This is a genomic window from Sphingomonas aurea (assembly GCF_030678875.1).
GTDB lineage: Bacteria > Pseudomonadota > Alphaproteobacteria > Sphingomonadales > Sphingomonadaceae > Sphingomonas > Sphingomonas aurea.
Map to the genome: position 1 here is coordinate 44,395 of NZ_JAUUDS010000001.1, position 24,523 is coordinate 68,917.

The following is a 24,523-nucleotide window of genomic DNA, read 5'->3' on the forward strand; positions in this document are numbered from 1 at the left end:
GGGAGGGGGACCATGCGCAGCATGGTGGAGGGGGGCCTCCACTTGCGCGGCGCTGCTCGGCGTTCCCCCTCCACCACGCCGCTGCGCGTCGCGGTCCCCCTCCCCGTGCCGGGGAGGATTTAGTGACACTCTGGACCTCCGCTGAGATCGCCGCCGCAACCGGCGGCACCGCCTCGACCGACTTCGCTACGACCGGCGTCGCGTTCGACTCGCGTGAGGTCGGCCCCGGAGACCTGTTCGTCGCCTTGACCGGCGAGAGCACCGACGGTCACCGCTTCCTCGACCAGGCGTTCGCACAAGGGGCGGCGGGAGCGGTCATCTCGGCCGATACGCCGCACCCTCATGTCCGGGTCGCCGACACCTTCGCCGCGCTGGAGGCCATCGCCCGCGCCGCCCGTGCCCGCACCGCCGCGCGGGTGATCGGCGTCACCGGATCGGTCGGCAAGACCAGCGCCAAGGAGGCGCTGTTCGCCTGTCTCGACCGCAGCATGCGCGGGCAGGTGCATCGCTCTGTCAAGAGCTACAACAACCATACCGGCGTACCGCTGTCGCTTGCCCGCATGCCCGCGGAGACGCAGGCGGCGGTGCTGGAGATGGGGATGAACCATTCCGGCGAGCTGGCGCACCTCACGACCTTGGTCCGCCCGCACGTCGCCATTGTGACCGCCATCGCCCCGGCGCATACCGAGTTCTTCCCGGACGAGGCGGCGATCGCCGATGCCAAGGGCGAGATATTTCAGGGGCTGGAGCCGGGCGGCACCGCGATCGTGCCGTTCGACAGCCCCCACCGCGACCGCCTGATCGCCGCGGCCCAGCCCTATGCCGCGCGGGTCGTCACCTTCGGCATGGGCAAGGGTGCCGACGTTCGGGCGATCGAGGCGATGCGGCTCGACAGCGGCGCCAGCTTCGTCACCGCGCGGGTGGGGACGCGCGAGTTGAGCTTCACCCTGTCGCAGCCGGGCGACCATTGGGTGTCGAACGCGCTGGCGGTGCTGGCCGCCGTCGACGCGGTCGGCGCCGATCTGGCGCTCGCCGGACTGGCGCTGGCCGAACTGGGCGGCCTTGTCGGTCGCGGTGCGCGCTTCGAGGCGCCGCTTGCAGGAGGCACGGCGCTGGTGATTGACGAGAGCTATAACGCCAACCCCGCCTCGATGCGCGCGACTCTTGCGGTGCTGGCCAGGGAGCCCGGACGCCACGTCGCGGTCCTGGGCGAAATGCGCGAGCTGGGCGAAGCATCGCCTGCCTATCACGCCGGCCTCGCCGATGCGGTCGAGGCCGCGCGCGTCGAAACGGCCGTGCTGGTCGGCGAAGCGATGATGCCGCTTGCTCAGGCGCTTGCCGGGCGGATGGACATCATGCATGTCGCGGACGCGTCGGCGGCGCTGGACGCCGCGCACGACGTGCTGGCGCCCGGCGACACGGTGCTGGTCAAGGGTTCGAACGGGGTAGGGCTGTCGCGCGTGGTCGCGGGCCTGCGGGGCGCATAGATGCTGTACTGGATCGCCGAGCAGCTGGGTTTCACCGGCGTTCTCAACCTTATCCGCTATCAGTCGTTCCGTACCGGCGCGGCGGTGGCGACGGCGCTGCTGATCGGGCTGGTGATCGGCCCGCGCTTCATCGGCTGGCTGCGCGTCCGCCAGGGCAAGGGTCAGCCGATCCGTGCCGACGGCCCGCAGACGCATCTCGCCAAGCGCGGTACGCCGACGATGGGCGGGCTGATGATCCTAACCGCGATGACGCTGTCGATCCTGATGTGGATGGAGCTGTCGAACCCGTTCGTGTGGGCGTGCCTGTTCGTGACCCTGGGGTTCGGCGCGATCGGCTTCCTCGACGATTACGATAAGGTGCGAAAGGCCACGACTGCCGGCGTGCCCGGGCGGGTGCGGCTGCTGCTGGAATTCATGATTGCCGGCATCGCCGCGTGGATCGTCATGGGGCAGAACGGGTCGGGGCTGTTCCTACCCTTCACCAACCGCATGTATATCGAACTGTGGTATTTCTACCCGCTGTTCGCCGCCTTCACGATCGTCGCGTTCGGCAATGCGGTGAACCTGACCGACGGGCTGGACGGGTTGGCGACGATGCCAGTCATCATCGCCTCGGTCGCGTTCATGGTGATCGTCTATCTGGCCGGCAATGTGAAGTTCGCCGAGTATCTGGGCATCCCGCATGTGCCGGGCGCCGGTGAGCTGGCGATATTCTGCGGCGCGGTGGTCGGCGCTGGCTTCGCCTTCCTGTGGTTCAATGCGCCGCCGGCGGCGGTGTTCATGGGCGACACCGGCAGTCTGGCGCTGGGCGGCGCGCTCGGCACGATCGCGGTCGTCGCGCACCACGAGATCGTGCTCGGCATCATCGGCGGCCTGTTCGTGGTCGAGGCGCTGAGCGTCATCATCCAAGTCTTCTTCTACAAGCGCACCGGCAAGCGCGTGTTCAAGATGGCGCCGATCCACCACCATTTCGAGCAGATGGGCTGGAGCGAGCCGACCGTCGTGATCCGCTTCTGGATCATCGCCTTCGTCCTGGCGCTCGCCGGCCTGTCGACGCTGAAGCTGCGGTGATCGTCGCACAGGTCTGGGCGGGAAAGCGCTATGCTGTGCTGGGGCTGGCGCGTTCCGGCGCGGCAACCGTGCGCGCACTGGTGGCCGGTGGCGCCAGCGTGGTCGCGTGGGACAGCGACGAGGCGAAGCGCAACCAGATCCTCCCCGGCCCGGGGAGGGGGACCAGCGAAGCTGGTGGAGGGGGGGCTCCACGGGCGGATGCGTTTGCGGCGGTCCCCCTCCACCACCAGCCTGAGGCTGGCGGTCCCCCTCCCCGTGCCGGGGAGGATCTTAGTGTCGCGCCCCTCGACGACCTGACGGGATTCGACGCGCTGGTCGTGTCGCCGGGCGTGCCGCTCAACACTCATCCGCTCGCCGCGCAGGCGCGCGCCGCGGGCACTCCCGTCATCGGCGACATCGAGCTGTTCGCGCAGGCCCGTGCCGACCTGCCGCCGCACCGGGTGGTCGGCATTACCGGCACCAACGGCAAGTCGACCACCACCGCGCTGGTCCACCACATCTGCCGCACCGCCGGCCTGCCGACGCTGATGGGCGGCAATATCGGGCTTCCCATTCTCGCGCAGAAGCCGCTGCCGGCGGGCGGCGTCTATGTGCTGGAACTGTCGAGCTACCAGATCGACCTGACCCGGACCCTCGACTGCGATGTCGCGGTGCTGCTGAACGTCACCCCCGATCACCTCGACCGCTATGACGGCTTCGAAGCCTATGCCGCCTCGAAGGCGCGGCTGTTCGACATGCAGTCGGAAAACCATGACGCGGTGATCGGCATCGGCGACGCGCCCTCCGTCGCCATCGCCCGCAGCCTGTCCGCCCGTGCCGAGCATCTGACCAAGATCGCGCCCGGCATCTGCCTCGACCAGCGCCGCTGGCCGTCGCTGCAAGGGCCGCACAACGCGCAGAACGCCCTCGCCGCAATCGCCGTCGCCAAGGCATTGGGGATCGCCGAGGTCGATATCGACCGCGCGCTCGCCAGCTTCGCCGGCCTGCCGCACCGGATGGAGACGATCGCCGTCCGGAGCGGCGTCAGCTTCGTCGACGATTCGAAAGCGACCAATCCCGAGAGCGCCGCTCCCGCGCTCGCCGCCTTCCCGCGCATCCACTGGATCGTCGGCGGCAAGGCGAAGGGCGACGATCTCGACGCCTGCGCCCCCCATTTCGGCCATGTCGTTCGCGCCTACACGATCGGCGAGGCGGGGCCGCGCTTCGGCGCGCTGCTGGCGGAGCACATGCCGGTGGAGGCGGCGGGCACGCTCGACGCGGCCGTCACCGCCGCCGCTGCCGCTGCACGGCCGGGCGAGGTCGTGCTGCTATCGCCGGCCTGCGCCAGCTTCGATCAGTTCCGCGACTATGAAGCGCGCGGTGCCGCGTTTCGCACCGCCGTCGACGCCTTGCCTGAGGGGGACGCCGCATGACCGATGTCGCACGCGGACCAGACGCGAAGGGCCAGCGCGAGCGGCTGATGGCGCAGGTCAAGAAGCGCGGCGGTCGCGGCGATCGCTCGCCGCTCGGCACCTGGTTCTGGGACATCGACCGGATGCTCCTGCTGCTCACCCTGTTCCTGATCGCGATCGGCCTGATCGCGGTGGCGGCGGCCAGCCCCGCGACCGCGGTCCGCTACTCGGGCGACAAGCACAAGATCGCGCCGCTCTATTATTTCTGGCGCCAGCTGATGTGGGTCGGCGTGTCGCTGCCCGTCCTGTTCGGGGTATCGATGCTGCCGGTCGTACAGGCGCGGCGGCTCGCGGTGTCCGGAGCGATCTTCTTCTTCGGACTGCTCGCGCTGACCCCGCTGATCGGAGTGGAGAAGAACGGCGCGAAGCGCTGGCTGGAGTTCGGCATCTCGCAGGTGCAGCCGTCCGAGTTCCTGAAACCGCTGTTCATCGTCACCGTGGCCTGGCTCCTGTCGCTGAAGGCCAAGGATCGCGAGCTGCCGACCGTGCTCATCACCGGCGGGATGACCGGCATGATCGCCGTGGTGCTGATGCTACAGCCTGATTTCGGCCAGACGGTGATCTTCTGCGCGGTGTGGATGGCCCTGCTGATGATCGCGGGCACGCCGATGCGCGTTCTGGTCGGGCTGACCGCGATGGTGCCGGCCGGGCTGGTCGCGGCCTATCTGTTCTACGGCACCGCGCGCGCGCGGATCGACGCCTTCCTGTTTCCCTCGGTTGAGGGGGAGGGGGCGGCCGACCATTTCCAGGTCGATGCCGCGCACCGCACGCTGACTTCGGGCGGCTGGACCGGGACGGGGCCGGGAGCAGGATCGGCGAAATTCGGCCTGCCGGAGGCGCATACCGACTATATCTTCTCGGTCATCGGCGAGGAGTTCGGGCTGATCGCCTGCTCGGTGGTCGCCCTGGTGTTCCTGGCCATCGTCGTGCGTGTGTTCGTCAAGTTGCTGGACGAGCAGGACGAATTCAAGCTGCTCGCCGCCGCCGGCCTCGCCACCCAGTTCGGCGCGCAGGCGCTCGTCTCGATGGCGGTCAACACCGGGCTGGCCCCGTCGAAGGGCATGACCCTGCCCTTCATCAGCTATGGCGGCTCGTCGATGATCGCGCTGTCGATCGGGATGGGCTTGCTCCTGGCCTTCACCCGTCGCAATCCGTTCCTGACGCGGTCACCTTATGTGGTCCGCTGGAGCGGCGAATGAGCAAACATTACGTATTGGCGGCGGGTGGCACGGGCGGACACATGGTTCCCGCCGCCGCCCTCGCCACCGAACTGACGAAGCGCGGGCATCACGTCGCCCTCGTCTCCGACGCGCGCGGCGTACGCTTCCCCGGCCTGTTCGACGGGGTGCAGACCCATGTCCTGCCCGCGGGGCGCTTCGCCGGCGGCCCGCTCGGCTACGCGAAGGCGCTGCGCGAGATGTGGCGCGGCCGGGCGATGGCGCGCGAGCTGTACCGCAATTTCCGTCCCGCCGCCGTGATCGGCTTCGGCGGCTATCCGGCGATGCCGGCGCTGCTGGCGGCGTTTGCCGAGAAGATCCCGACCGCGGTGCACGAGCAGAACGCCGTGCTCGGCCGCGTCAACCGGCTGGTCGCGCGCCGCGTCGACGCGATCGCCACCTCGTACGAGCGGACCGAGCGCCTGCCCGAGAAGCTGATCGCCAAGAGCCATCTCGTCGGTAATCCGGTGCGCGAGGCGGTGCTGGGCCTGCGTGCCAAACCCTATCCGCTCCTGGAGGAGGACGGCATCTTCCGCGTGCTGGTCACCGGCGGCAGCCAGGGGGCAAGCGTACTGAGCGAGGTGGTGCCCGACGGGCTCGCCATGCTGCCGCCGACCTTCCGCCGCCGGCTGCAGGTGACGCATCAGGCGCGGATCGAGGATATCGACGCCGCCCGCGCGCAATATGCCGAGCATCAGATCGCGGCCGAGCTTGCGACCTATCTGCCCGACCTGCCCGAGCAATTGGCCTGGGCGCATCTGGTCATCGCGCGTGCCGGCGCCTCGACCATCGCCGAACTGACCGCGGCGGGGCGGCCGGCGATCCTGGTGCCGCTGCCGTCTGCCACCGACGATCACCAGACCGCCAACGCACGCGAGATGACCGACGCGGGCGGCGCGCGGACGATCGCGCAGAAGAGCTTCACCGCGGTCGAACTGGCCAAGCAAATGCAGAAGCTGGGTCTCGACCCGCAGGCGCTGGAAAATGCCGCCGGTCGCGCCAAGAGCGTCGGTCGCCCCCACGCGGTCGGCGACCTCGCCGACCTGGTCGAGAGCCTCGACGCCCCCCGCGCGCGCCTGCCGGTCGCGGTCCGCCAGCAGAAGGTGGCGTTCGCATGAGGCTGCAATCTCAAATCCTCCCCGGCACGGGGAGGGGGACCGCTCGCGCAGCGAGTGGTGGAGGGGGTTCGCGGCAAACGGCCCGCCTGCCGCACTCCCCCTCCACCACCGCTTCGCGGCGGTCCCCCTCCCCGCAAGCGGGGAGGATCTGATGCGCGGCGTCGCGACCGATATCGGCACGATCCACTTCGTCGGCATCGGCGGGATCGGCATGTCCGGCATCGCCGAGGTGATGAAGAATCTCGGCTACAGCGTGCAGGGCTCCGACGTGGCCGAGGGCTATGTCGTACAGGGGCTGCGCGCCAAGGGCATCCCCGTCGCGATCGGCCACGCCGCGCAGAATATCGGCGATGCGGCGGTGGTGGTCGTCTCGACCGCGATCACCCGCTCCAATCCGGAGGTCGAGGCGGCGCTGGAACGCCGCATTCCCGTCGTCCGCCGGGCGGAAATGCTCGCCGAGCTGATGCGGCTGAAATCGACCGTCGCGGTCGCCGGCACCCATGGCAAGACGACGACGACCAGCATGGTCGCCGCGCTGCTCGACGCGGGCGGGGTCGACCCGACCGTCATCAACGGCGGCATCATCAACAGCTATGGCTCGAACGCCCGGCTCGGTGCGTCGGACTGGATGGTGGTGGAAGCCGACGAGAGCGACGGCAGCTTCCTGCGCCTCGACGGCACGATCGCGGTCGTCACCAACATCGATCCCGAGCATCTCGACCATTATGGCTCGTTCGATGCGGTGAAGGATGCGTTCGTCGAGTTCGTCGAGAACGTGCCCTTCTACGGCGCGGCGATCCTGTGCCTCGACCATCCCGAGGTGCAGAACGTCCTGCCGCGTGTGCGCGACCGCCGCGTCGTCACCTATGGCTTCTCGGCGCAGGCAGACGTGCGCGGCGTCAATGTGACGCCAATTCCTGGCGGCAACCGCTTCGAGTGTCTGGTGCGCAGCCGCGACGGCAGCGTCCGTTCGATCGAGGGGATCGAGCTGCCGATGCCCGGCCGCCACAACGTCCAGAACGCGCTGGCCGCAATCGGCGTCGCGCTGGAACTGGGTATCGATGACGCGACGATCCAGCGCGGGTTCGAGGCATTCGGCGGGGTGAAGCGTCGCTTCACCAAGGTCGGCGAGGTAGCCGGCGCCACGGTGATCGACGATTACGGCCACCATCCGGTCGAGATCCGCGCCGTGCTCGCCGCCGCGCGCGAGGGCGTGCAGGGCAGGGTGATCGCGGTCGTCCAGCCGCACCGCTACTCGCGGCTCGGCAATCTGATGGAGGAGTTCCAGACCGCGTTCAACGACGCCGACCGGGTGCTCGTGACGCCGGTCTATGCGGCGGGCGAGGCGCCGGTCGAGGGGGTCGACGCCGACGCGCTGGTCGCCGGGCTGAAGCGCCGCGGCCACCGCAACGCCGCGATCGTCGCCGATGCCGATGCGCTCGCGGCAGAACTGGCCGCGGACCTGCGCGCGGGCGACATGATCGTCTGCCTGGGCGCGGGCGATATTACGAAATGGGCGGCGGGCCTTGCCGACGCGATCGGCGGCCGGCGATGACCGACTGGTTTAAGGCATCGGTCGATTTCCAGAAGCAGATGCTCGACGCACAGCGCCGCGCACTCGACGTCGGCACGCAGGCGACCAGGGCCGGCGACGCGATGGTCGAGGCGCAGGAGGCGGCGCGCAAGGCGGCCGAGGCGAATCTGGCCGCGTGGCAGGCGTGGACGCGGCTGTGGGGCGTCGGGCCGTGGTGACCATGCCGCCGGTCCGCGGCCGGCTGACCCCGAATGCGCCACTCGCGCCGCTGGTCTGGTTCAAGACCGGCGGTGCGGCCGAGTGGCTGTTCGAGCCTGCCGATGCCGACGACCTGGCCGATTTTCTGCGTGCGCTCGACCCGACGGTGCCGGTCTGGCCGTTGGGGCTGGGGTCGAACCTGATCGTCCGCGACGGTGGCGTGCCGGGCGTGGTCGTGCGGCTGGGCAAGCCCTTCGCGAAGGTCGACCGGCTGGACGCCACCACCCTGTCCTGCGGTGGCGGGGCGAGCGGCATCCTCGTCTCCTCGACCGCGCGCGATGCCGGGATCGGCGGGATCGAGTTCCTGCGGTCGATCCCCGGCACGGTCGGCGGCTTCGTGCGGATGAACGGCGGCGCCTATGGGCGCGAGGTAGCCGACATCCTGCGCCGTGCGACGGTGGTGCTGCGCAGCGGCGAGCGGGTCGAACTGGCGGCGGCCGATCTCGGCTACACCTATCGGCATTCCGCGCTGCCCGACGGCGCGATCGTGATCGACGCGGTGTTCGCCGGCCACCCGGCCGAACCCGCCGCGGTCGGCGCCGAGATGGACCGCATCGCCGCCGAGCGCGAGGCTTCGCAGCCACTGCGATCGAAGACCGGTGGCTCAACCTTCAAGAACCCGGCCGGGCACAAGGCATGGGCGCTGGTCGACGCGGCCGGCTGTCGCGGACTGACCCGCGGCGGCGCACAGGTGTCGGAGAAGCACTGCAACTTCCTGCTCAACCTCGGTTCGGCGACCAGCGCCGATATCGAGGCGCTGGGCGAGGAGGTCCGCGACCGGGTGCGGGCGCAGTCGGGCGTGACGCTGGAGTGGGAAATCCAGCGAGTGGGGTTGGCATGATGATCGCAACCCAGATCCTCCCCGGCACGGGGAGGGGGACCATGCGCAGCATGGTGGAGGGGGATCGCCGCGAACGATCTGCTTGTGGAGGCCCCCCTCCACCCCTCGGCTGGCGCCGAGCGGTCCCCCTCCCCGCGAGCGGGGAGGAGTTTTGATGACGATGCATATCGCGGTTCTGATGGGCGGCTGGTCGGCCGAGCGTCCGGTGTCGCTGCAATCGGGCGCGGGTGTCGCCGATGCGCTCGAATCCCTCGGCCACCGCGTCACCCGCATCGACATGGACCGCGATGTCGCTGCGCGTCTGGCAGGGGCGAAGCCCGACCTGGTGTTCAACGCGCTCCACGGTTCGCCGGGGGAGGATGGCACCGTCCAAGGCCTCATGGACCTGATGGGCCTGCGCTACACCCATTCCGGGCTCGCCACCTCGGTCATCGCGATCGACAAGGTACTGACCAAGCAGGCTTTGGTCCCGCACGGCATCCCGATGCCCGGCGGGCGCATCGTCAAATCCGCCGACCTGTTCCAGCGCGACCCGCTGCCACGCCCCTATGTGCTGAAGCCCGTCAACGAGGGTTCCTCGGTCGGCGTCGCGATCGTGACGGCGGACGGCAATTATGGCGACCCGATCGCGCCCGATGCCAAGGGCCCGTGGCAGGAATTCGACGAGCTGCTCGCCGAGCCCTATATCCGTGGGCGCGAGCTGACGACGGCGGTGCTCGGCAACCGTGCCCTCGGCGTCACCGAGCTGATCCCGAAGAACGGCTGGTATGACTTCGACGCCAAATATACCGATGGCCTGACCGAGCATGTCTGCCCGGCCCGCATCCCCGACGAGATCGCCGACGCGTGCAAGGCGCTGGCGCTGGAGGCGCACCGGCTGCTGGGCTGCAAGGGCACCAGCCGCTCCGACTTCCGCTGGGACGACGAGCGCGGCGTCGACGGGCTGTTCCTGCTCGAGGTGAATACCCAGCCCGGCATGACCGCGCTCAGCCTGGTGCCCGAACAGGGGCGGCATGTCGGCCTTTCCTATGCCCAGCTGGTACAGGCGATCGTCGATGAGGCGATGAAGGACGGTGTGGGATGAGCCGCACGATCAGGCGCGGCGCGCCGCCCAAACGGCCGGCCCCACGACGGCGCCAGCCCGCCAAGAAGGTGTCGATGATCGACCGGCTGGTCACGCGCCTGCCGGTCAGCGAGCAGACGCTGCGCCGCGCCGTCACCTGGACGATCACCGGCGCGGTCGGCGTCGGCGCGGTCGTGGCGGCCGGCTGGCTGGGCGTGCCGGCGATGGTCGGCGCCGCGCTCGCCGAGACGGCGGGGCAGGCCGGGCTGCGCGTCCAGCAGATCGAGATCACCGGGCTGAAGCGGATGGACCGGATGACCGTCTATGCCGTCGCGCTCGACCAGCAGACGCGGGCGATGCCGCTGGTCGATCTGGAGGACGTGCGCCAGAAGCTGCTCCGCTATGGCTGGATCGCCGACGCGCACGTCTCGCGCCGGCTGCCCGACACGCTGCTGATCGACATCGTCGAGCGGACGCCCGCGGCAGTGTGGCAGGATCGCGGCGAACTGACCCTGATCGACGCGTCGGGCGTGCTGCTGGAGCCGGTGCGCGCCGATGCGATCCCCGACCTGCCGCTCATCATCGGGCCGGGCGCCGATCGGCAGGAGGCGAGCTACCAGTCGCTGCTCGCCGCCGCGCCTGCGCTGAAGCCGCGAATCCGCGCCGCGACCTGGATCGGCAATCGCCGCTGGGACCTGACCTTCGACAGCGGCGAGGTGCTCGCCCTGCCGGAGGAGGAGGCGCCGCGCGCGCTGGTTCGCTTTGCGGAATTGGACGGCGCGCGGCCGCTGCTGGGGCGCGGCTGGCTGCGCTTCGACATGCGCGATCCGGCCAAGCTGGTTGCGCGCAAGCCCGGTTTGAATCAGAACCACGCTTTGGCCGAGCCGGCGCAGATCGGCGCTGGCGCGGAACCGGCCACGACTGGCAATGGCGCACCGGGCGAAGGTTGAATATTGGGGCTGAGCGGGCTCTGGGGGACGGAACATGGCAAAGGCTGCACCGGAAGGGCTGATTACCGCACTCGATATCGGGTCATCGAAGGTATCGGCGATGATCGCGAAGAAGGGCGACGGCGGCGAGCTGATCGTGCTGGGCACCGGCCAGCGCGAGAGCCGCGGCGTCAAGCGCGGCTATATCGCCGACATGACCGCGACCGAGGCGGCGGTGCGCGAGGCCGTCGAGCAGGCCGAGCGGATCGCGGGGCTGAACATCGAGAATGTCTGGGTCGGTTTTTCCGCGGGCGGTCTGGTGTCCGACGTCGCCGAGGTCGAGGTGGAACTTGGCGGCCATCAGGTCGAGCAGCAGGATATTGACGCGCTGCTCACCGCCGGGCGCCAGTCGATCGATCCGCAGGGCCGCATGGTGCTCCATGCCCAGCCGGCGCTCTACACGCTCGACGGGCTTACGGGCGTGAAGAAGCCGCTCGGCCTCCATGCCGACAAGCTGGGCGTCCACATCCACGTCGTCGCCGCCGATGGATCGCCGGTGCGCAACCTCGACCTGTGCGTCCGCTCGGCGCATCTGGAGGTGAAGTCGATCATCGCCTCGCCCGTCGCCACCGGCCTCGCCTGCCTGTCCGACGAGGAGCGCGAGCTGGGTGTCGCGCTGGTCGAGATCGGCGCGGGGATCACCAACGTCTCGCTGTTCGCGGGCGGCATGCTGGTCGGGCTGTGCTCGATCCCGACCGGCGCGGCTGATATCACCGACGACATCGCCTCCGCCTTCGGCACCCGGCGCCAGCAGGCGGAGCGGATGAAGTGCTTCCACGGCTCGGCCAATGCGTCCCCGCGCGACAATCACGACATGATCCCGGTGACGCCGATCGCCGCCGAGGACGACGCCCATGCCGGCGTGCAGATCACCAAGGCGCAGCTGATCGGCGTGATCCGCCAGCGGCTGGAGCATCAGATGGGCGAGATCCGCAAGGCGCTGGCACAGCTGCGCTTCGAGGGGCCGGTGGGGCGGCAGGTCGTGCTGACCGGCGGGGGTGCCGAGCTGAAGGGCATCGCCGATTACGCGCAGCAGGCACTGGGCCGCTCGGTCCGGCTCGGCCGGCCGCGCGGGCTGACCGGACTGCCGGAGGCGCATGGCGGACCCGCCTTCGCCACGCTAGCCGGGCTGGCTTTCTATGCGGCCACCGATCCTGTCGACCTGCGCAGCCTGGCACCAGCCGGGCAGACGGTGATGCGGCCGTCGGGCGGCATGGGCCTGTTCCGCAAGCTGATCCAGGCGGCGCGGGCAAATTATTGATCGGGTTACGCGATCGTCGCTGATTTGTGCTGGCGGCGGGCGAATCGTGCGGTAGATAGCGTTAATGATGGGTCCGGCCGGCGTTCTTCGGCCAGAGACGGGCGGAGACTGACGGCGATGAGCATCGAATTTCTGGCCCCCGAGGTCGACGAGCTGACCCCGCGTATCGCGGTGATCGGCGTCGGCGGTGCGGGCGGCAACGCGATCGCGAACATGATGCGGGCCGACGTGCAGGGCGTCGACTTCCTGGTCGCGAACACCGATGCGCAGGCGCTGAAACAGTCGACGGCGCCCAATCGTATTCAGCTGGGCACCAAGATCACGCAGGGGCTGGGCGCCGGCGCCCGTCCCGAGATCGGCCGCGCCGCGGCCGAGGAGACGATCGACTCGCTCGCCAAGCAGCTCGAGGGTTGCCACATGGTCTTTATCGCCGCCGGCATGGGCGGCGGCACCGGCACCGGCGCCGCGCCTGTCATCGCCAAGGCGGCGCGCGACATGGGCATCCTGACCGTCGGCGTGGTCACCAAGCCCTTCGCGTTCGAGGGCAATCGTCGCTCCAAGGCGGCAGATGGCGGGATCGAGGAACTGCAGAAGTTCGTCGACACGCTGATCGTCATCCCCAACCAGAACCTGTTCCTGATCGCCAATGCGAACACCACCTTCAAGGAGGCGTTCTCGATGGCGGACGAGGTGCTGCAGCAGGGCGTGCGCGGCATCACCGACCTGATGGTCATGCCCGGCCTCATCAACCTCGACTTCGCCGACGTCCGCTCGGTCATGCAGGAGATGGGCAAGGCGATGATGGGCACCGGCGAGGCAAGCGGCGACAACCGCGCGCTGGAGGCGGCGCAGAAGGCAATCGCCAACCCGCTGCTCGACGGCGTGTCGATGCAGGGTGCCAAGGGCGTCATCATCTCGATTACCGGCGGCGACGACATGCGCCTGCTCGAGGTCGACGAGGCGGCGAACCACATCCGCGAGTTGGTCGATCCCGACGCGAACATCATCTGGGGCTCGGCCTTCAATCCCGAGCTTGAGGGCAAGATCCGCGTCTCGGTGGTCGCCACCGGGATCGAGGCGGTCGAGCGGACCATGGCTCCGGCCGCTCCGGCCCCCGCGTCGCAGCCGTTCAGTTTCTCCGGCGCACGCCGCAGCGACGAGACGCCGTCCTTCCGCCCGAGCACCGATCAGGCACCGGCCGCACCCGCACCGCAGGCCGCCGCGCCGGCGCCCGAGCCGGTTGCGGAGACCGCACCGTCGAACGACGAGCTGGTGCTCGGCGCCGACACGATGGTCCCGGCTGCCGACGCTGGCTACCAGCCCGCCGCTGCCGCTGGGACCGCACCGGTCGAGGAACCGACGCGTCGCTGGGTCGCCCCCGGCAGCGAGGCGGCCCCCGCCGACCCCGCGCCCGCACCGCGTGTGAAGCTGGGCGGGACGCTGTTCGAGCGCATGTCCAACGCTGCCCGTGGCGCGCAGCGTGAAGAGGAGAAGCCCGGCGCCGAACCGCTCGACATTCCGCGCTTCCTGCACCGACAGAGCAATTCCTGATCGGATTGGCCGCTGCGCCTTCCGCCGTCATGCCGGGCTTGTTCCGGCATGACGCGGGTCCGCAGCATTCGTCGCTTCCCAACCCCGCTCCGTCGCGCGGGGCGGGGCGATCCACTGTCCGTTCATCCCCTGTCGGTTGTAGCGTCGCACTGATCCCATGACCCATCCGACCCGCCTGACTTCGCTCCTCGCCGCGCTTGCCATGACCGCGCTGCCCATGCCGCTCGCCGCGCAGGCGGTGGTGCAATCGCTGGAGCAGACCGATGCGGACCTGCTTGCCGCGCAGATGCGCCAGCTCGCAACCAATCCGCGCGACGTGACCGCGCTGGTCAGCGCCGGCGACCTGTCGCTGAAACTCGGCGACCTGAGCGGCGCTGCCGCGCTCTACGCCCGCGCCGACAAGATCGACCCGCGCGACGGCCGGGTCAAAGCGGGCATGGCGTCGATCCTGGTTCGCTCCGAACGGCCGGGCGAGGCGCTGCGCCTGTTCCAGCAGGCGGAGCAGGCCGGATTGTCGACGGCCGCCTTCGCTGCTGACCGTGGCCTCGCCTATGACCTGATCGGCCAGCAGGAGCGGGCGCAACGCGACTATCGCACCGCGCTCGGGGCGGCGCGCGCCGACGAGACGGTGCGGCGCTACGCCCTGTCGCTCGGCATTTCCGGGCGGCAGGCGGAAGCGCTCGATCTGCTCGACCCGCTGGTACGGCGGCAGGACCGTGCCGCCTGGCGCGCGCGCGCCTTCATCCTGGCGATGAACGGCGACACGGCAGGCGCCAACAAGATTGCGACGACGATGATGCCCGCGCAGTTGGCGCAAGGGTTGGGGCTTTTCTTCACGCGCCTGCCTGCGCTCTCGCCGGTCGATCGCGCCTTCGCGGTCCATTTCGGCGAGGTCTATCCGACGCCCGAACGAATCGCCGACGCCAAGCTGGTGCCGCCGATGGCCGCGCTGCCGGGCGAGACGCGCCCGCCGGTGCAGGTCGCCGCGGCGACACCCGTGCCCACCGCACGCGAGCAGCGCAGCGCCGCTCGCCGGCGTTCCACCCCGACGCGTGCCACGCCACCGGTCCAGGTCGCGGCAGCACAGGCCACGCCGGTCCGCACGGTTGCCCCCACCGCGGCCCCCGTGGTCACGCCCGCTCCGGTCCGTACCGCGCCCGCCATCGTCATGGCCCCAGCGCGCGAGGTCGTGCAGACGGTGCCCGCCGCCCCGGTCCGCCAGACGCCGCCCGTGACCGTCGCTGCCGTCACCCCGCGACCCGCACCCGCCACCAGCGTTCCGCCGGTCGAATCGAACGCCGCCACCCGGCGGGCCGACGCGGTGCTCGCGCGCATCGTCGCCAGCCTGACCATCCCCGCGTCCGAACTCGGTGTCGGCGAGCCGCAGGGATCGACCGAAGCGATCCCGGCGGCGGTGGCGCGCGCGCCTGCCTCGGCGGCTGGCAAGCGGGTCGTTGCGGGCGCGTCCGAGAAGGAGGCGCGCGACACTGCCGTCCGCCGCGCCGTGGCTGCCAAGCTGACCGGCGACGCGGATGCCGACGATCCAGCGCCCGCGACCACCGCCAAGGGCAAGCGCGGCGTGAAGGCCGTTGCGGCCCTCGAGGAACCGGTCCTCACCCCCGCCCAGAAACGTGCTGCCGACCGCAAGGCCAAGGCGGAGAAACAGGCCGCGGCCGACAAGAAGGCGCTTGCCGACAAGGCGGCGGCCGAGAAGAAGGCGGCACGCGCCAACCCCTCGCGCATCTGGGTTCAGGTCGCCAGCGGTGCGAATGAGAACGACCTGGTCAAGGCGTGGAAGGCCGCGAAGGCGAAATCGCCCGCCTCGTTCGCCGGCAAGTCGGGCTACACCACGCCGCTGCGCGCAACGAACCGGGTCCTGACCGGCCCGTTCAAGACCGATGCCGAGGCGCGCGCGTTCGTCAACACGCTCGCCAAGGAAGGCGTGTCGAGCTACGCGACGACCAGCGAGGCGGGCCAGCCGGTTACGCGTCTGCCCGCCAAGTGAGCGACGCCATGACCGGCCGCGCGCCATGGGCGGCCGATCCGGCGCGCAGTCGCGGTCGCCTGCACGACGAGAATGATGGCGGCGTGCGGGGCCCGCGCGACGCGTTCCAGCGTGATCGCGACCGGGTGATCCACTCGATCAGCTTCCGCCGCCTCCGCCACAAGACCCAGGTATTCATGGCGCCTGACGGGGACCATTTCCGCGTCCGCCTGACCCACAGTATCGAGGTGGCGCAGATCGGCCGCGCGATCGCCCGCGCGCTCGGCCTGAACGAGGACCTGACCGAGGCTCTGTGCCTGGCGCACGATATTGGCCATCCGCCCTTCGGCCATGCGGGTGAGGACGCGTTGAAGGCGGCGCTGGCCGGGCAGGGCGGGTTCGACCACAACGGCCATACCCTGCGCGTGCTGACCGAGATCGAGCGGCCCTATCCGCGCTGGAACGGCCTGAACCTGACCTGGGAGACGCTGGAGGGGCTGGCCAAGCACAATGGCCCGGTCCGCCACCCCGGCTGGGCGCTGGCGGCGGTGGATGCGGAGCGGCCGCTTGACCTGACCGGCTGGTCGTCGCTGGAGGCGCAGGTCGCGGCCATCGCCGACGACATCGCCTATGACAATCACGATATCGACGACGGCCTGCGCGCCGGGCTGCTGACGCTCGACCAGCTGCTGGCCGTGCCGCTGGTCGCGCGGGTGTGGCGCGACGTCGAGGCGCGGCACGGCGGCGTGCCGCGCGACCGGCTTGCCCGCGAGTTGGTTCGCAGTCAGATCGGCGCGATGGTGACCGACCTGATCGCCGAAACCCGCGACCGCATCGCCGGGTCGGGCGTAGCAAGCCCGGACGATGTCCGCGCAGCAGGACGAGCGCTGGTCGGCTTCTCCGACCGGCTCCGCGGCGAGGAGCGCGACCTGAAGCGCTTCATGTACGCCAATCTCTATCATCACCCGGTCCAGCTGGCGGCGGCGGCGGCGGCGCAGCAGGTGGTGTCGGGGCTGTTCGCCGCCTATCGCGCCGATCCGGCGGCGCTCCCGTCCGAATGGGCGGAGCGGCTGCCCATGACCGAGCCCGATCGCAGCCGCCACATCGCCGACTTCATCGCCGGCATGACCGACCGGTATGCGATCGGCCAGTACCGCCAAGTGGTCGGCCCGATCGAGATGCCCGAAGGCTTCTGATCCGTATCCCTGCCCGCCCGCTACGCAACCGGGACGGGCAGGAAACCCGTGAAGATCAGCGGCCGAGCGCAGCGATGCTGCCGGACGCGTCGATCGCGGCGCCCTTCGCCTCGGCGACGCGGAACGTGACCGGCTTGTTGCCCGACCGTCCCGACACGCGGCCATTCTCGACGATCAGGTGGAAGTCCTGGCGGCCGGGCAGGCGCTGCCCGTCGATGACCGTGCGGCCCTCGGCGTCCTGCGACGTCGTATAGGTGTAGGTATAGCCCTCGTGGACGAAGCTCTTCTCGGCTTCGGCGGCACGGGCGCTGGTGCCGATGATCGCCATGGCGCAGAGTGCGGCGGCGCGGCTGAAGATGATGGTGCGCATGATCGTATTCCTCGCTGGGATGGCGTGGCTCGATCAGGTGTCCTCTTTTATGGTGTGGGGCCGGGATAATCGCGGCCTCCGACCGTCACAACTGCAAAGCCGCGGCGTACGATTGCGTCCGATGCAATCCGGCGTCGCACTCCGGGTTTGAGGGGGGCGAGCAGTTCGGCTAGGGCGGGCGCTTTCCAGCTCCGGACGGTTCATGACGCTCTACACTCGCTTTGCCGCGCACATCGATGCCGCGCTCGACACCCTCGCCGACCGTGGCGTGCTGCCGGGCGGGCTCGACCGCCGCAACGTGACGGTTGAGCCGCCGCGCGACGCCTCGCACGGCGATCTGGCGACCAATGCCGCGATGGTGCTGGCCAAGCCGGCGGGCGTGAAGCCGCGCGACCTGGCCGAGGCGCTGGCGGCCGAGCTGGCGGCGCTGCCCGCGGTGGCGCGGGTCGACGTGGCGGGTCCGGGCTTCATCAACATGGTGCTGACCGACGACAGCTGGCGCGAGGAGCTTGCGGCGGTCCACGCGGCCGCCGACGATTACGGCCGCTCGACGGCGGCCACCGGCACCACCGTCAACATCGAATATGTCTCGGCCAATCCGACCGGGCCGATGCACATGGGCCATTGCCGCGGCGCGGTGGTCGGCGACGCGCTCGCCAGCCTGCTGGAGTTCGCCGGGGCCAAGGTGATCCGCGAATATTACGTCAACGATGCCGGCGCGCAGGTCGACGTGCTCGCCCGCTCGGCGCACCTGCGCTATCGCGAGGCGCTGGGCGAGACCGTGGCGATCCCCGAGGGGCTGTACCCCGGCGACTATCTGGTGCCGGTCGGGCAGGCGCTCGCCGCCGAGTTCGGCGACCGCTATGTCGCCGCGCCCGAGGCGGAGTGGCTGGTGCCGTTCCGCACCCGCGCGGTCGCGGCGATGATGGAGCTGATTCGCGCCGACCTCGCCCTGCTCGGCATCCACCACGATATCTTCGCCTCCGAAGCGGAGTTGCAGGCGGCCGGCAAGCCGGAGGCGGCAGAGGCCGAACTGCGCGCCCGCGACCTGGTCTATGACGGCGTGCTGGAAGCGCCCAAGGGTGAGACGCCCGAGGATTGGGAGCCGGTGCAGCTGCCGCTGTTCCGCTCCACCGCGTTCGGCGACGATCAGGACCGGCCGATCCGCAAGTCGAACGGGCAATGGACCTATTTCGGCGCCGACATGGCCTATCACTTCCAGAAGGCGCAGAATGCCGACCAGCTGATCGATATCTGGGGCGCCGACCATGCCGGCACGGTCAAGCGCATCGTCGCCGCCGTCGCTGCGCTGACCGGCGGCACCAAGCGGTTCGACGTCAAGCTGATCCAGATGGTCCGCCTGTTGCGCGGCGGCGAGCCGGTGAAGATGTCGAAGCGTGCCGGCAATTTCGTGACGCTGGCCGACGTGGTGCGCGAGGTCGGCAAGGATGTCGTCCGCTTCACCATGCTGACCCGCCGGGCCGACGCGCAGATGGATTTCGACTTCGCCAAGGTGGTCGAGGCATCGAAGGACAATCCGGTCTTCTACGTCCAGTACGCTCATGCCCGCATCGCCTCGCTCCACCGCCGCGCTGCCGAGGCGGGGATCGAGGCCGGGAGCGAGGGCGGTGAGGCCGACCTGTCCCGTTTGGAGACGGACGAGCTGGCGCTGGTCAAGCTCGCCGCGCAGTTCCCGCGCACGGTCGAGACTGCGGCGGCGACGCGCGAGCCGCATCGGATCGCCTTTTACCTCTATGACTTGGCGGCCGGCTTTCACGCGCTGTGGAATGTCGGCAACGACCGGCCCGATCGCCGCTTCCTGGTGGTCGACGATCCGGCGGCGACGCGCGCACGGCTTTTCCTCGCCGCCGGCATCGGGCAGATCATCCGCAACGGTCTGCGCGTGATGGGTGTCGAGGCCGTGTCGGAGATGAACTGATGCGCGACGAGCGTTACCTGCGCGACGAGGATCGCCTGCCCTGGCTGGAGACGGTCGAGCCCGACGAGGAACCGGAACGCTCCTGGGGGCGGATGATCGCGCTGCTGGTCGTCGGGATGGCGGTCGCGGCCGGGGTGCTGATCGGCGTCGTGACGCTGCGCGGCGGTGGCGAGCGCGCCGGCACCGGTCAGCTGATCCCCGCCGAAGTCGGCCCCTACAAGGTCCGTCCGGAAGAGCCCGGCGGATTGAAGGTAGAGGGCGAGGGCGACACCGCCATCGCCACCAGCGCCGGCAAGGGCGCCGGCGCGGGCGCGATCGACCTGAATGCCGTGCCGGAGGCGCCGGTCGACGCCACCCGCGCACCGTCCGCGACCGCGACCCCGAGCGCCGCCCCCGCGCCCGGGCGCAATGTCGTCGCACAGGTGCCCGAGCGCGGCGGCCGGCTGGTCGCCGCCGCTCCGCTCACCGCCGATCGCCCCGCCGCTGCCGCGGTGCATGGCGGCGGCTCGCTCGTCCAGCTGGGTGCCTATCCCAGCGAGGCGGTGGCCAACGCATCGTGGGACCGCTTTGCCAAGCGCTTTGCCTATCTCGCGCCGCTGACCAAGACGGTGCAGCCGGTCGCGCGCGAGGGCAAGACGCTCTACCGTCTGCGCGTCGATGCCGGCAGCGCGAATCAGGCGGCGGAGCTGTGCGGCCGGCTGCGCGTGGCGGGTGAGGCGTGCTTCGTCGCCGGATAGGGGCGTGACCCCGATCGTCGTCGGTATAGCCGGACCCTTACTGTCTCCTGACGAGCGACGGATGCTGGCTGAGGTCGACCCGGCTGGGGTGATCCTGTTCGCCCGCAACGTCGTCGATCCGCCGCAGTTGCGCGCGCTGACCGCTGCGCTGCGCGCGGCGACGGACCGCGCCGACCTGGCGCTCCTGATCGATCAGGAGGGTGGGCCGGTCGCCCGGCTTCGGCCGCCGCTCTGGCCCGCCTTCCCGGCCGCATCGGTCTTCGCCGACGCCTATGCGCGGGCACCCATGACGGCGATCCAGGCTGCACGGGCCAATGGCGAGGCGCTGGGCCATGTGCTGGCCGCTGCCGGCATCACGATGAACGCGGCACCCGTGCTCGACCTGACCCATGCCGGCGCGGACCCGGTGCTTGCCGACCGCACGTTCGGCAGTGACCCCCTGCAGGTGGCGGCGCTCGGCCGTGCCTGGGTCGAGGGGATGGCCACCGCCGGCGTGGTGGCGATCGTCAAGCATCTGCCCGGCCACGGCCGCGCCACCGTCGATCCCCACCATGCGCTGCCCGTCGTCACCCCGGATGCCGAGGCGCTGGCGGCGGACTTCGCACCCTTTCGCCGGCTGTCCTCGTACGCGGTCGCCGGGATGGTCGGCCATGTCGTCTACGCCGCCTGGGACCCGGAACGCCCGGCCAGTCTGTCGCCGACGGTGATCGGACAGGTCGTCCGCGATACGATCGGCTTCGACGGCCTGCTCCTGTCGGACGACCTTCATATGGGCGCGCTGTCGGGCGGCATGGCGGAGCGCGCCGCGGCGGCGATCGTCGTCGGCTGTGATCTGGCGCTCTGCTGTCATGCCACGCCGACGGACGTGCGGGCGATCGCGGCCCGGCTCGGCCCGATCGCACCCGCCGCCGCCGCCCGGCTCGCACGGGCGACCCCGTCGCGTCCGGACGCTGTCGTCGATCCGGGTGAAGCCATTGCCCGCCGCGATACGTTGCTGTCGGCAAGCAATCTCTCGGTTCGGCTGGCAATGCCCGGCGGGAACGCCTAGATAGCCCTAACCTTCCAGGAGTAAGCGCCATGGGCAGCTTCAGCCCGATCCATCTGCTCGTTCTCGCCGTCGTCGCCATCCTGCTGCTGGGCGGCGGTCGGTTCTCCAATCTGATGGGCGACGTCGCCAAGGGAGTGAAGAACTTCAAGAAGGGCATGGCCGAAGAGGACGACGCGTCCAAGCCCGCCAAGCGCATCGAGGCGCAGACCCGCGCCGAGCCCGCGTTCGACCGCGAGGGCGAGCGCGTTCGCGACGATCGCTGATCCCGTTCCATCCGCACGGGCGCGGCTGAATGTTCAATATCGATTCGAGCGAGCTGCTGCTCGTGGCGTTCGTCGCGCTGGTGGTGATCGGTCCCAAGGACCTGCCCAAGGCCATGCGCGTCGTCGGCTATTGGGTGGGCCGCGCGCGGGGTGTCGCGCGCCAGTTCCGCTCCGGCTTCGACCAGATGGTGCGTGAGGCGGAGCTGGAGGAAATGGAGAAGCGCTGGGCCGCCGAGAACGAGCGGATCATGCGCGAGCATCCCCAGACCGATCCGGCCGAGCCCGATCAGCCGGCAGAGGGCACGCCCGCTGCCGAGCCGGCGGTGCCCGACCATGACGCCACCGCCGAGCCGGTCATGGTCGAGAAGCCGCACGTCACCCCCGCACCCGACACCGCGCCGCACCGGTCGGAAGGGGCGGCCTCGTGAGCGAGATCGACGACAGCAAGGCGCCTTTGCTTGACCATCTGCTCGAACTGCGCCGGCGCCTGCTCTACTGCATCGCCGCTTTGGTCGTCACCTTCGGCATCTCCTTCTACTTTTCCGAAGCGATCTTTGCCTTCCTCGTCCAGCCGCTGCTGCGCGCGGGGCAGGGGACGCTGATCTACACCCAGATCTTCGAGGCGTTCTTCGTCCAGGTGAAGGTCGCCTTCTTCGCGGCGATGATGCTGGCTTTCCCGGTGATCGCCAACCAGCTGTGGCAGTTCGTCGCCCCCGGCCTGTACCGCAAGGAGAAGCGCGCGCTGCTGCCCTTCCTCTTCGCGACGCCTGTCCTGTTCCTGATGGGCGCGGCGATGGCGTACTACATCGCCATCCCGATGGCGCTGCACTTCCTCCTCGGCTTCGACGGCGTGGTCGGCGGGGTGAAGCGCGAGGCGCTGCCCGCGATCGGCAACTACCTCGCCTTCATCATGCAGTTCCTGTTCGGGTTCGGTCTGTCGTTCCTGCTGCCGGTGCTGCTGATGCTGCTGGAACGGGCCGGCATCGTCACGCGCAAGGGGCTGATCGCCGCTCGGCGCTATGCGATCGTCGGCGCCACCGCGGTCGCCGCGGTGCTGACGCCGCCCGACCTGATGAGCCAGGTGCTGCTCGCGGTGCCGCTGATCCTGCTGTATGAGTTCGCGATCATCGGCATCTGGTTCACCGAGCGCAAGCGCGCCCGCGAAGCCGGGACGGAGATCGTCGAGAGCTGAGAAGGGATCGCAGGTGCCGCCCGCGATGGCGACGCTGCGGGGTTCCGAACAGTCCGGCGTGACGATGCGCGTTTGCTCGGTCGGACGCGACGGGACGTATGTAATCGCTGATTCGAGGTGGAACGGAGCAGCGCCACACCAGTGCTCCCGCGAAGGCGGGAGCCCAGTGTTTACCTCCTGCTGCAGGCAGTTACTCTGCTAGAGTGTGATCCACTGAGATTGAACCAGCCACTTTGCCGGGGAGGTGCTTCAGTTTCGGTGGATCGCGCTCCAAGTTACTGGGTTCCCGCCTTCGCGGGAACACGAGGGAAGCGAGCGGCCCAGGCCGCGCCACCTTAGTCCTGCGCGGCAGGGCCGTCGTGCGACACGGGGATCTCGCGCACCGAAGTATCCTGCGCCGCCAGCAGATAGTCGGCGGTGGTCAGGAACGGCAGCGGGTTGACCGCATGGCCGTCGATGCGGACCTCATAATGGAGGTGCGGGCCGGTCGAGCGACCGGTGGAACCCATCAGCGCGATCAGCTGGCCGCGGGTCACGCGGGCGCCGTCGGCAACCAGGATCTTCGACAGGTGGCCGTAACGCGTGGCGATACCCTTGCCGTGATTGACCTCGACCAGGTTGCCGTAACCGCCGCGCCAGCTGGCGTTCGAGACGATGCCGTCGGCCGTGGCATAGATCGGCGTGCCGACTGGACCCGGAATATCGACACCGGCGTGCATCGCGGCGGTGCCGCGGAACGGATCGGAGCGGATGCCGAAATTGCTGGTGAACTTCAGCGAGGCGACCGGCTGGACCGAGGGGATCGAGATCGCACCGCGGCCCAGGCCGCCGTCGAAGCTCTTCCAGGTCTGGAACAGCGTCTTGAATTCCTTGTCGGCGCGCAGGTCGGCGGCGGCCTCGGGCCCCGGAACCGGGATATACTCGCCGCCCTCTGCCGGGGCGGCGGTGTGGCGGGAGCCAGTGCCAGTCTGGGCCCCCGTCTGGGTCGCGGCCAGGGTGGCGACCAGCGCCATCGCCGTAAGCAGTTGCTTGTTCACTCGAACCCCGCACAACATCGCCGGTGTCGCCAAGGGCGATGCCGATCCTGACCATTTCCGTGCTGACCCGCAGCCCCACCGCGCTTCAACGAGGCTGGTGTGACCCGGAAGAGGTTAACGCGGCAATAGGAGCGTAATAGTCTCGCGTCAGACCGGCACGGGCGCGCGCCGAGTCGTTGAACGGAGGCTTTAGCGGCCCGCGAAAGTGCCGTCCGACCAGCATTTGCCAGTGCGGCGCGGGCGAAATGTCGGCGTTTGCACACAGATATCCGAACCAGCGCGTGCCGATCCCGACATGGCGGATCTCGTCGGTGAAGATGCGGTGCAGGATGCGCGCGCTGGGCATGTCGCCGGCCGCCTCGAACCGGGCGACCGTTTCCGGTGTCACGTCGAGCCCGCGCGCTTCCAGTACCATCGGCACGATTGCCATCCTTGCGGCGGCATCGTGGGCGGTGTCCGCCGCCGCCTCCCACAGCCCGGCATGGGCGGGCAGTGCGCCATAGTGCAGGCCGAACGCCCTGAGGCGTCGATCGAGCACCGCGAAGTGCATCGCCTCGTCCGCGCCCACGCCGATCCAGTCGTCGGCGAAGCGACGCGGGAACAGCCCGCCGAATCGCCCGGCGGCGTCGAACGCCAGATCGATCGCGGAGAACTCGATATGCGCCAGCGCGTGGAGCAGCGCCGCACGGCCCCGTTCCGACCCGCCGCGCCCGCGCTTGGGCATGCGGTTGGGCGGCAGCAGCTCGGGCCGGGCGGGCCGCGCCGGTGCGTCGGGCATGACGGCGTCGAACTCGGGTGCCAGCTGCCCGCGCCGCCACGCGCGCGCCACCGCGCGGGCGAGCCGTACCTTGGCGGGCGGGTCGGCGGTCGTCAGCACCGCGCGACACGCCTCACCCAGGGTCGTGGGCAGCGCGAT

Annotated in this window: 23 protein-coding genes; 20 read left to right on the forward strand and 3 right to left on the reverse strand. The window is 70.0% G+C overall.

The window, feature by feature from the left end; all coding sequences use genetic code 11:
* Positions 1-122 precede the first annotated feature (122 nt).
* The 14 genes from Q5H91_RS00230 (at position 123) to Q5H91_RS00295 (ending at position 17,021) form a co-directional block, all read left to right on the forward strand.
* Entirely contained in the window at positions 123-1,487 is a 1,365-nt protein-coding gene (locus Q5H91_RS00230; protein ID WP_305171224.1) for a UDP-N-acetylmuramoyl-tripeptide--D-alanyl-D-alanine ligase, read from the forward strand.
* Complete coding sequence (gene mraY, locus Q5H91_RS00235; RefSeq protein WP_305171225.1) at positions 1,488-2,558, forward strand: phospho-N-acetylmuramoyl-pentapeptide-transferase; 1,071 nt, start codon at positions 1,488-1,490, stop codon at positions 2,556-2,558.
* A complete protein-coding gene (gene murD / locus Q5H91_RS00240) occupies positions 2,555-3,970 on the forward strand; it encodes a UDP-N-acetylmuramoyl-L-alanine--D-glutamate ligase (RefSeq protein ID WP_305171226.1) in 1,416 nt (471 codons plus the stop codon). Before mraY ends, murD begins: the two co-directional genes overlap by 4 nt.
* Positions 3,971-4,017: 47 nt before the next feature.
* Positions 4,018-5,208, forward strand: coding sequence for an FtsW/RodA/SpoVE family cell cycle protein (locus tag Q5H91_RS00245; protein WP_370655227.1), 1,191 nt, complete (start codon positions 4,018-4,020; stop codon positions 5,206-5,208).
* On the forward strand, positions 5,205-6,344 hold the full coding sequence (gene murG, locus Q5H91_RS00250) for an undecaprenyldiphospho-muramoylpentapeptide beta-N-acetylglucosaminyltransferase (protein WP_305171228.1): 1,140 nt from the start codon (positions 5,205-5,207) through the stop codon (positions 6,342-6,344). The genes Q5H91_RS00245 and murG overlap by 4 nt, the downstream gene beginning before the upstream one ends.
* 151 nt (positions 6,345-6,495) lie before the next feature.
* Positions 6,496-7,899, forward strand: coding sequence for a UDP-N-acetylmuramate--L-alanine ligase (murC, locus tag Q5H91_RS00255; RefSeq protein ID WP_305171229.1), 1,404 nt, complete (start codon positions 6,496-6,498; stop codon positions 7,897-7,899).
* Positions 7,896-8,096 (forward strand): hypothetical protein, encoded by a 201-nt coding sequence (locus Q5H91_RS00260; protein ID WP_305171230.1) that lies wholly within the window; start codon positions 7,896-7,898, stop codon positions 8,094-8,096. The genes murC and Q5H91_RS00260 overlap by 4 nt, the downstream gene beginning before the upstream one ends.
* A gap of 2 nt (positions 8,097-8,098) precedes the next feature.
* A complete protein-coding gene (gene murB / locus Q5H91_RS00265) occupies positions 8,099-8,977 on the forward strand; it encodes a UDP-N-acetylmuramate dehydrogenase (RefSeq protein ID WP_305172324.1) in 879 nt (292 codons plus the stop codon).
* 160 nt (positions 8,978-9,137) lie between these two features.
* Positions 9,138-10,061, forward strand: a complete 924-nt coding sequence (locus tag Q5H91_RS00270) for a D-alanine--D-alanine ligase (RefSeq protein ID WP_370655228.1) — start codon at positions 9,138-9,140, stop codon at positions 10,059-10,061.
* Positions 10,058-10,990, forward strand: coding sequence for a cell division protein FtsQ/DivIB (locus Q5H91_RS00275; RefSeq protein ID WP_305171232.1), 933 nt, complete (start codon positions 10,058-10,060; stop codon positions 10,988-10,990). Before Q5H91_RS00270 ends, Q5H91_RS00275 begins: the two co-directional genes overlap by 4 nt.
* Positions 10,991-11,024: 34 nt before the next feature.
* Positions 11,025-12,290 (forward strand): cell division protein FtsA, encoded by a 1,266-nt coding sequence (gene ftsA / locus Q5H91_RS00280; RefSeq protein ID WP_305171234.1) that lies wholly within the window; start codon positions 11,025-11,027, stop codon positions 12,288-12,290.
* A 117-nt stretch (positions 12,291-12,407) separates the two neighbouring features.
* On the forward strand, positions 12,408-13,841 hold the full coding sequence (ftsZ, locus tag Q5H91_RS00285) for a cell division protein FtsZ (RefSeq protein ID WP_305171235.1): 1,434 nt from the start codon (positions 12,408-12,410) through the stop codon (positions 13,839-13,841).
* 157 nt (positions 13,842-13,998) lie between these two features.
* Entirely contained in the window at positions 13,999-15,846 is a 1,848-nt protein-coding gene (locus Q5H91_RS00290) for an SPOR domain-containing protein (RefSeq protein WP_305171236.1), read from the forward strand.
* Positions 15,847-15,854: 8 nt separating this feature from the next.
* Complete coding sequence (locus Q5H91_RS00295; RefSeq protein WP_305172325.1) at positions 15,855-17,021, forward strand: deoxyguanosinetriphosphate triphosphohydrolase; 1,167 nt, start codon at positions 15,855-15,857, stop codon at positions 17,019-17,021.
* Between the two features lie 55 nt (positions 17,022-17,076).
* Here Q5H91_RS00295 and Q5H91_RS00300 read toward each other — a convergent pair whose 3' ends face one another.
* Complete coding sequence (locus Q5H91_RS00300; protein WP_305171237.1) at positions 17,077-17,391, reverse strand: hypothetical protein; 315 nt, start codon at positions 17,389-17,391, stop codon at positions 17,077-17,079.
* Between the two features lie 202 nt (positions 17,392-17,593).
* Between Q5H91_RS00300 and argS the strand changes: the two genes are divergently transcribed.
* Genes argS through tatC form a run of 6 tightly spaced genes read left to right on the forward strand, consistent with a single transcriptional unit; the run spans position 17,594 to position 22,570 of the window.
* A complete protein-coding gene (gene argS / locus Q5H91_RS00305; protein WP_305171238.1) occupies positions 17,594-19,330 on the forward strand; it encodes an arginine--tRNA ligase in 1,737 nt (578 codons plus the stop codon).
* Positions 19,330-20,067: an SPOR domain-containing protein gene (locus Q5H91_RS00310; RefSeq protein ID WP_305171239.1), complete on the forward strand. Its 738-nt coding sequence runs from the start codon at positions 19,330-19,332 to the stop codon at positions 20,065-20,067. The genes argS and Q5H91_RS00310 overlap by 1 nt, the downstream gene beginning before the upstream one ends.
* Before the next feature lie 4 nt (positions 20,068-20,071).
* Entirely contained in the window at positions 20,072-21,115 is a 1,044-nt protein-coding gene (gene nagZ, locus Q5H91_RS00315; RefSeq protein WP_305171240.1) for a beta-N-acetylhexosaminidase, read from the forward strand.
* Between the two features lie 29 nt (positions 21,116-21,144).
* Positions 21,145-21,378 (forward strand): twin-arginine translocase TatA/TatE family subunit, encoded by a 234-nt coding sequence (locus tag Q5H91_RS00320; RefSeq protein WP_305171241.1) that lies wholly within the window; start codon positions 21,145-21,147, stop codon positions 21,376-21,378.
* Positions 21,379-21,407: 29 nt separating this feature from the next.
* Positions 21,408-21,806, forward strand: coding sequence for a Sec-independent protein translocase protein TatB (tatB, locus tag Q5H91_RS00325; protein ID WP_305171242.1), 399 nt, complete (start codon positions 21,408-21,410; stop codon positions 21,804-21,806).
* A complete protein-coding gene (gene tatC, locus Q5H91_RS00330; RefSeq protein WP_305171243.1) occupies positions 21,803-22,570 on the forward strand; it encodes a twin-arginine translocase subunit TatC in 768 nt (255 codons plus the stop codon). The genes tatB and tatC overlap by 4 nt, the downstream gene beginning before the upstream one ends.
* Positions 22,571-22,905: 335 nt before the next feature.
* Here the strand turns inward: tatC and Q5H91_RS00335 are convergent, their stop codons facing one another.
* Complete coding sequence (locus Q5H91_RS00335) at positions 22,906-23,607, reverse strand: M23 family metallopeptidase (protein ID WP_370655190.1); 702 nt, start codon at positions 23,605-23,607, stop codon at positions 22,906-22,908.
* A gap of 85 nt (positions 23,608-23,692) precedes the next feature.
* On the reverse strand, positions 23,693-24,523 hold the full coding sequence (locus tag Q5H91_RS00340; protein WP_305172326.1) for a ferritin-like domain-containing protein: 831 nt from the start codon (positions 24,521-24,523) through the stop codon (positions 23,693-23,695).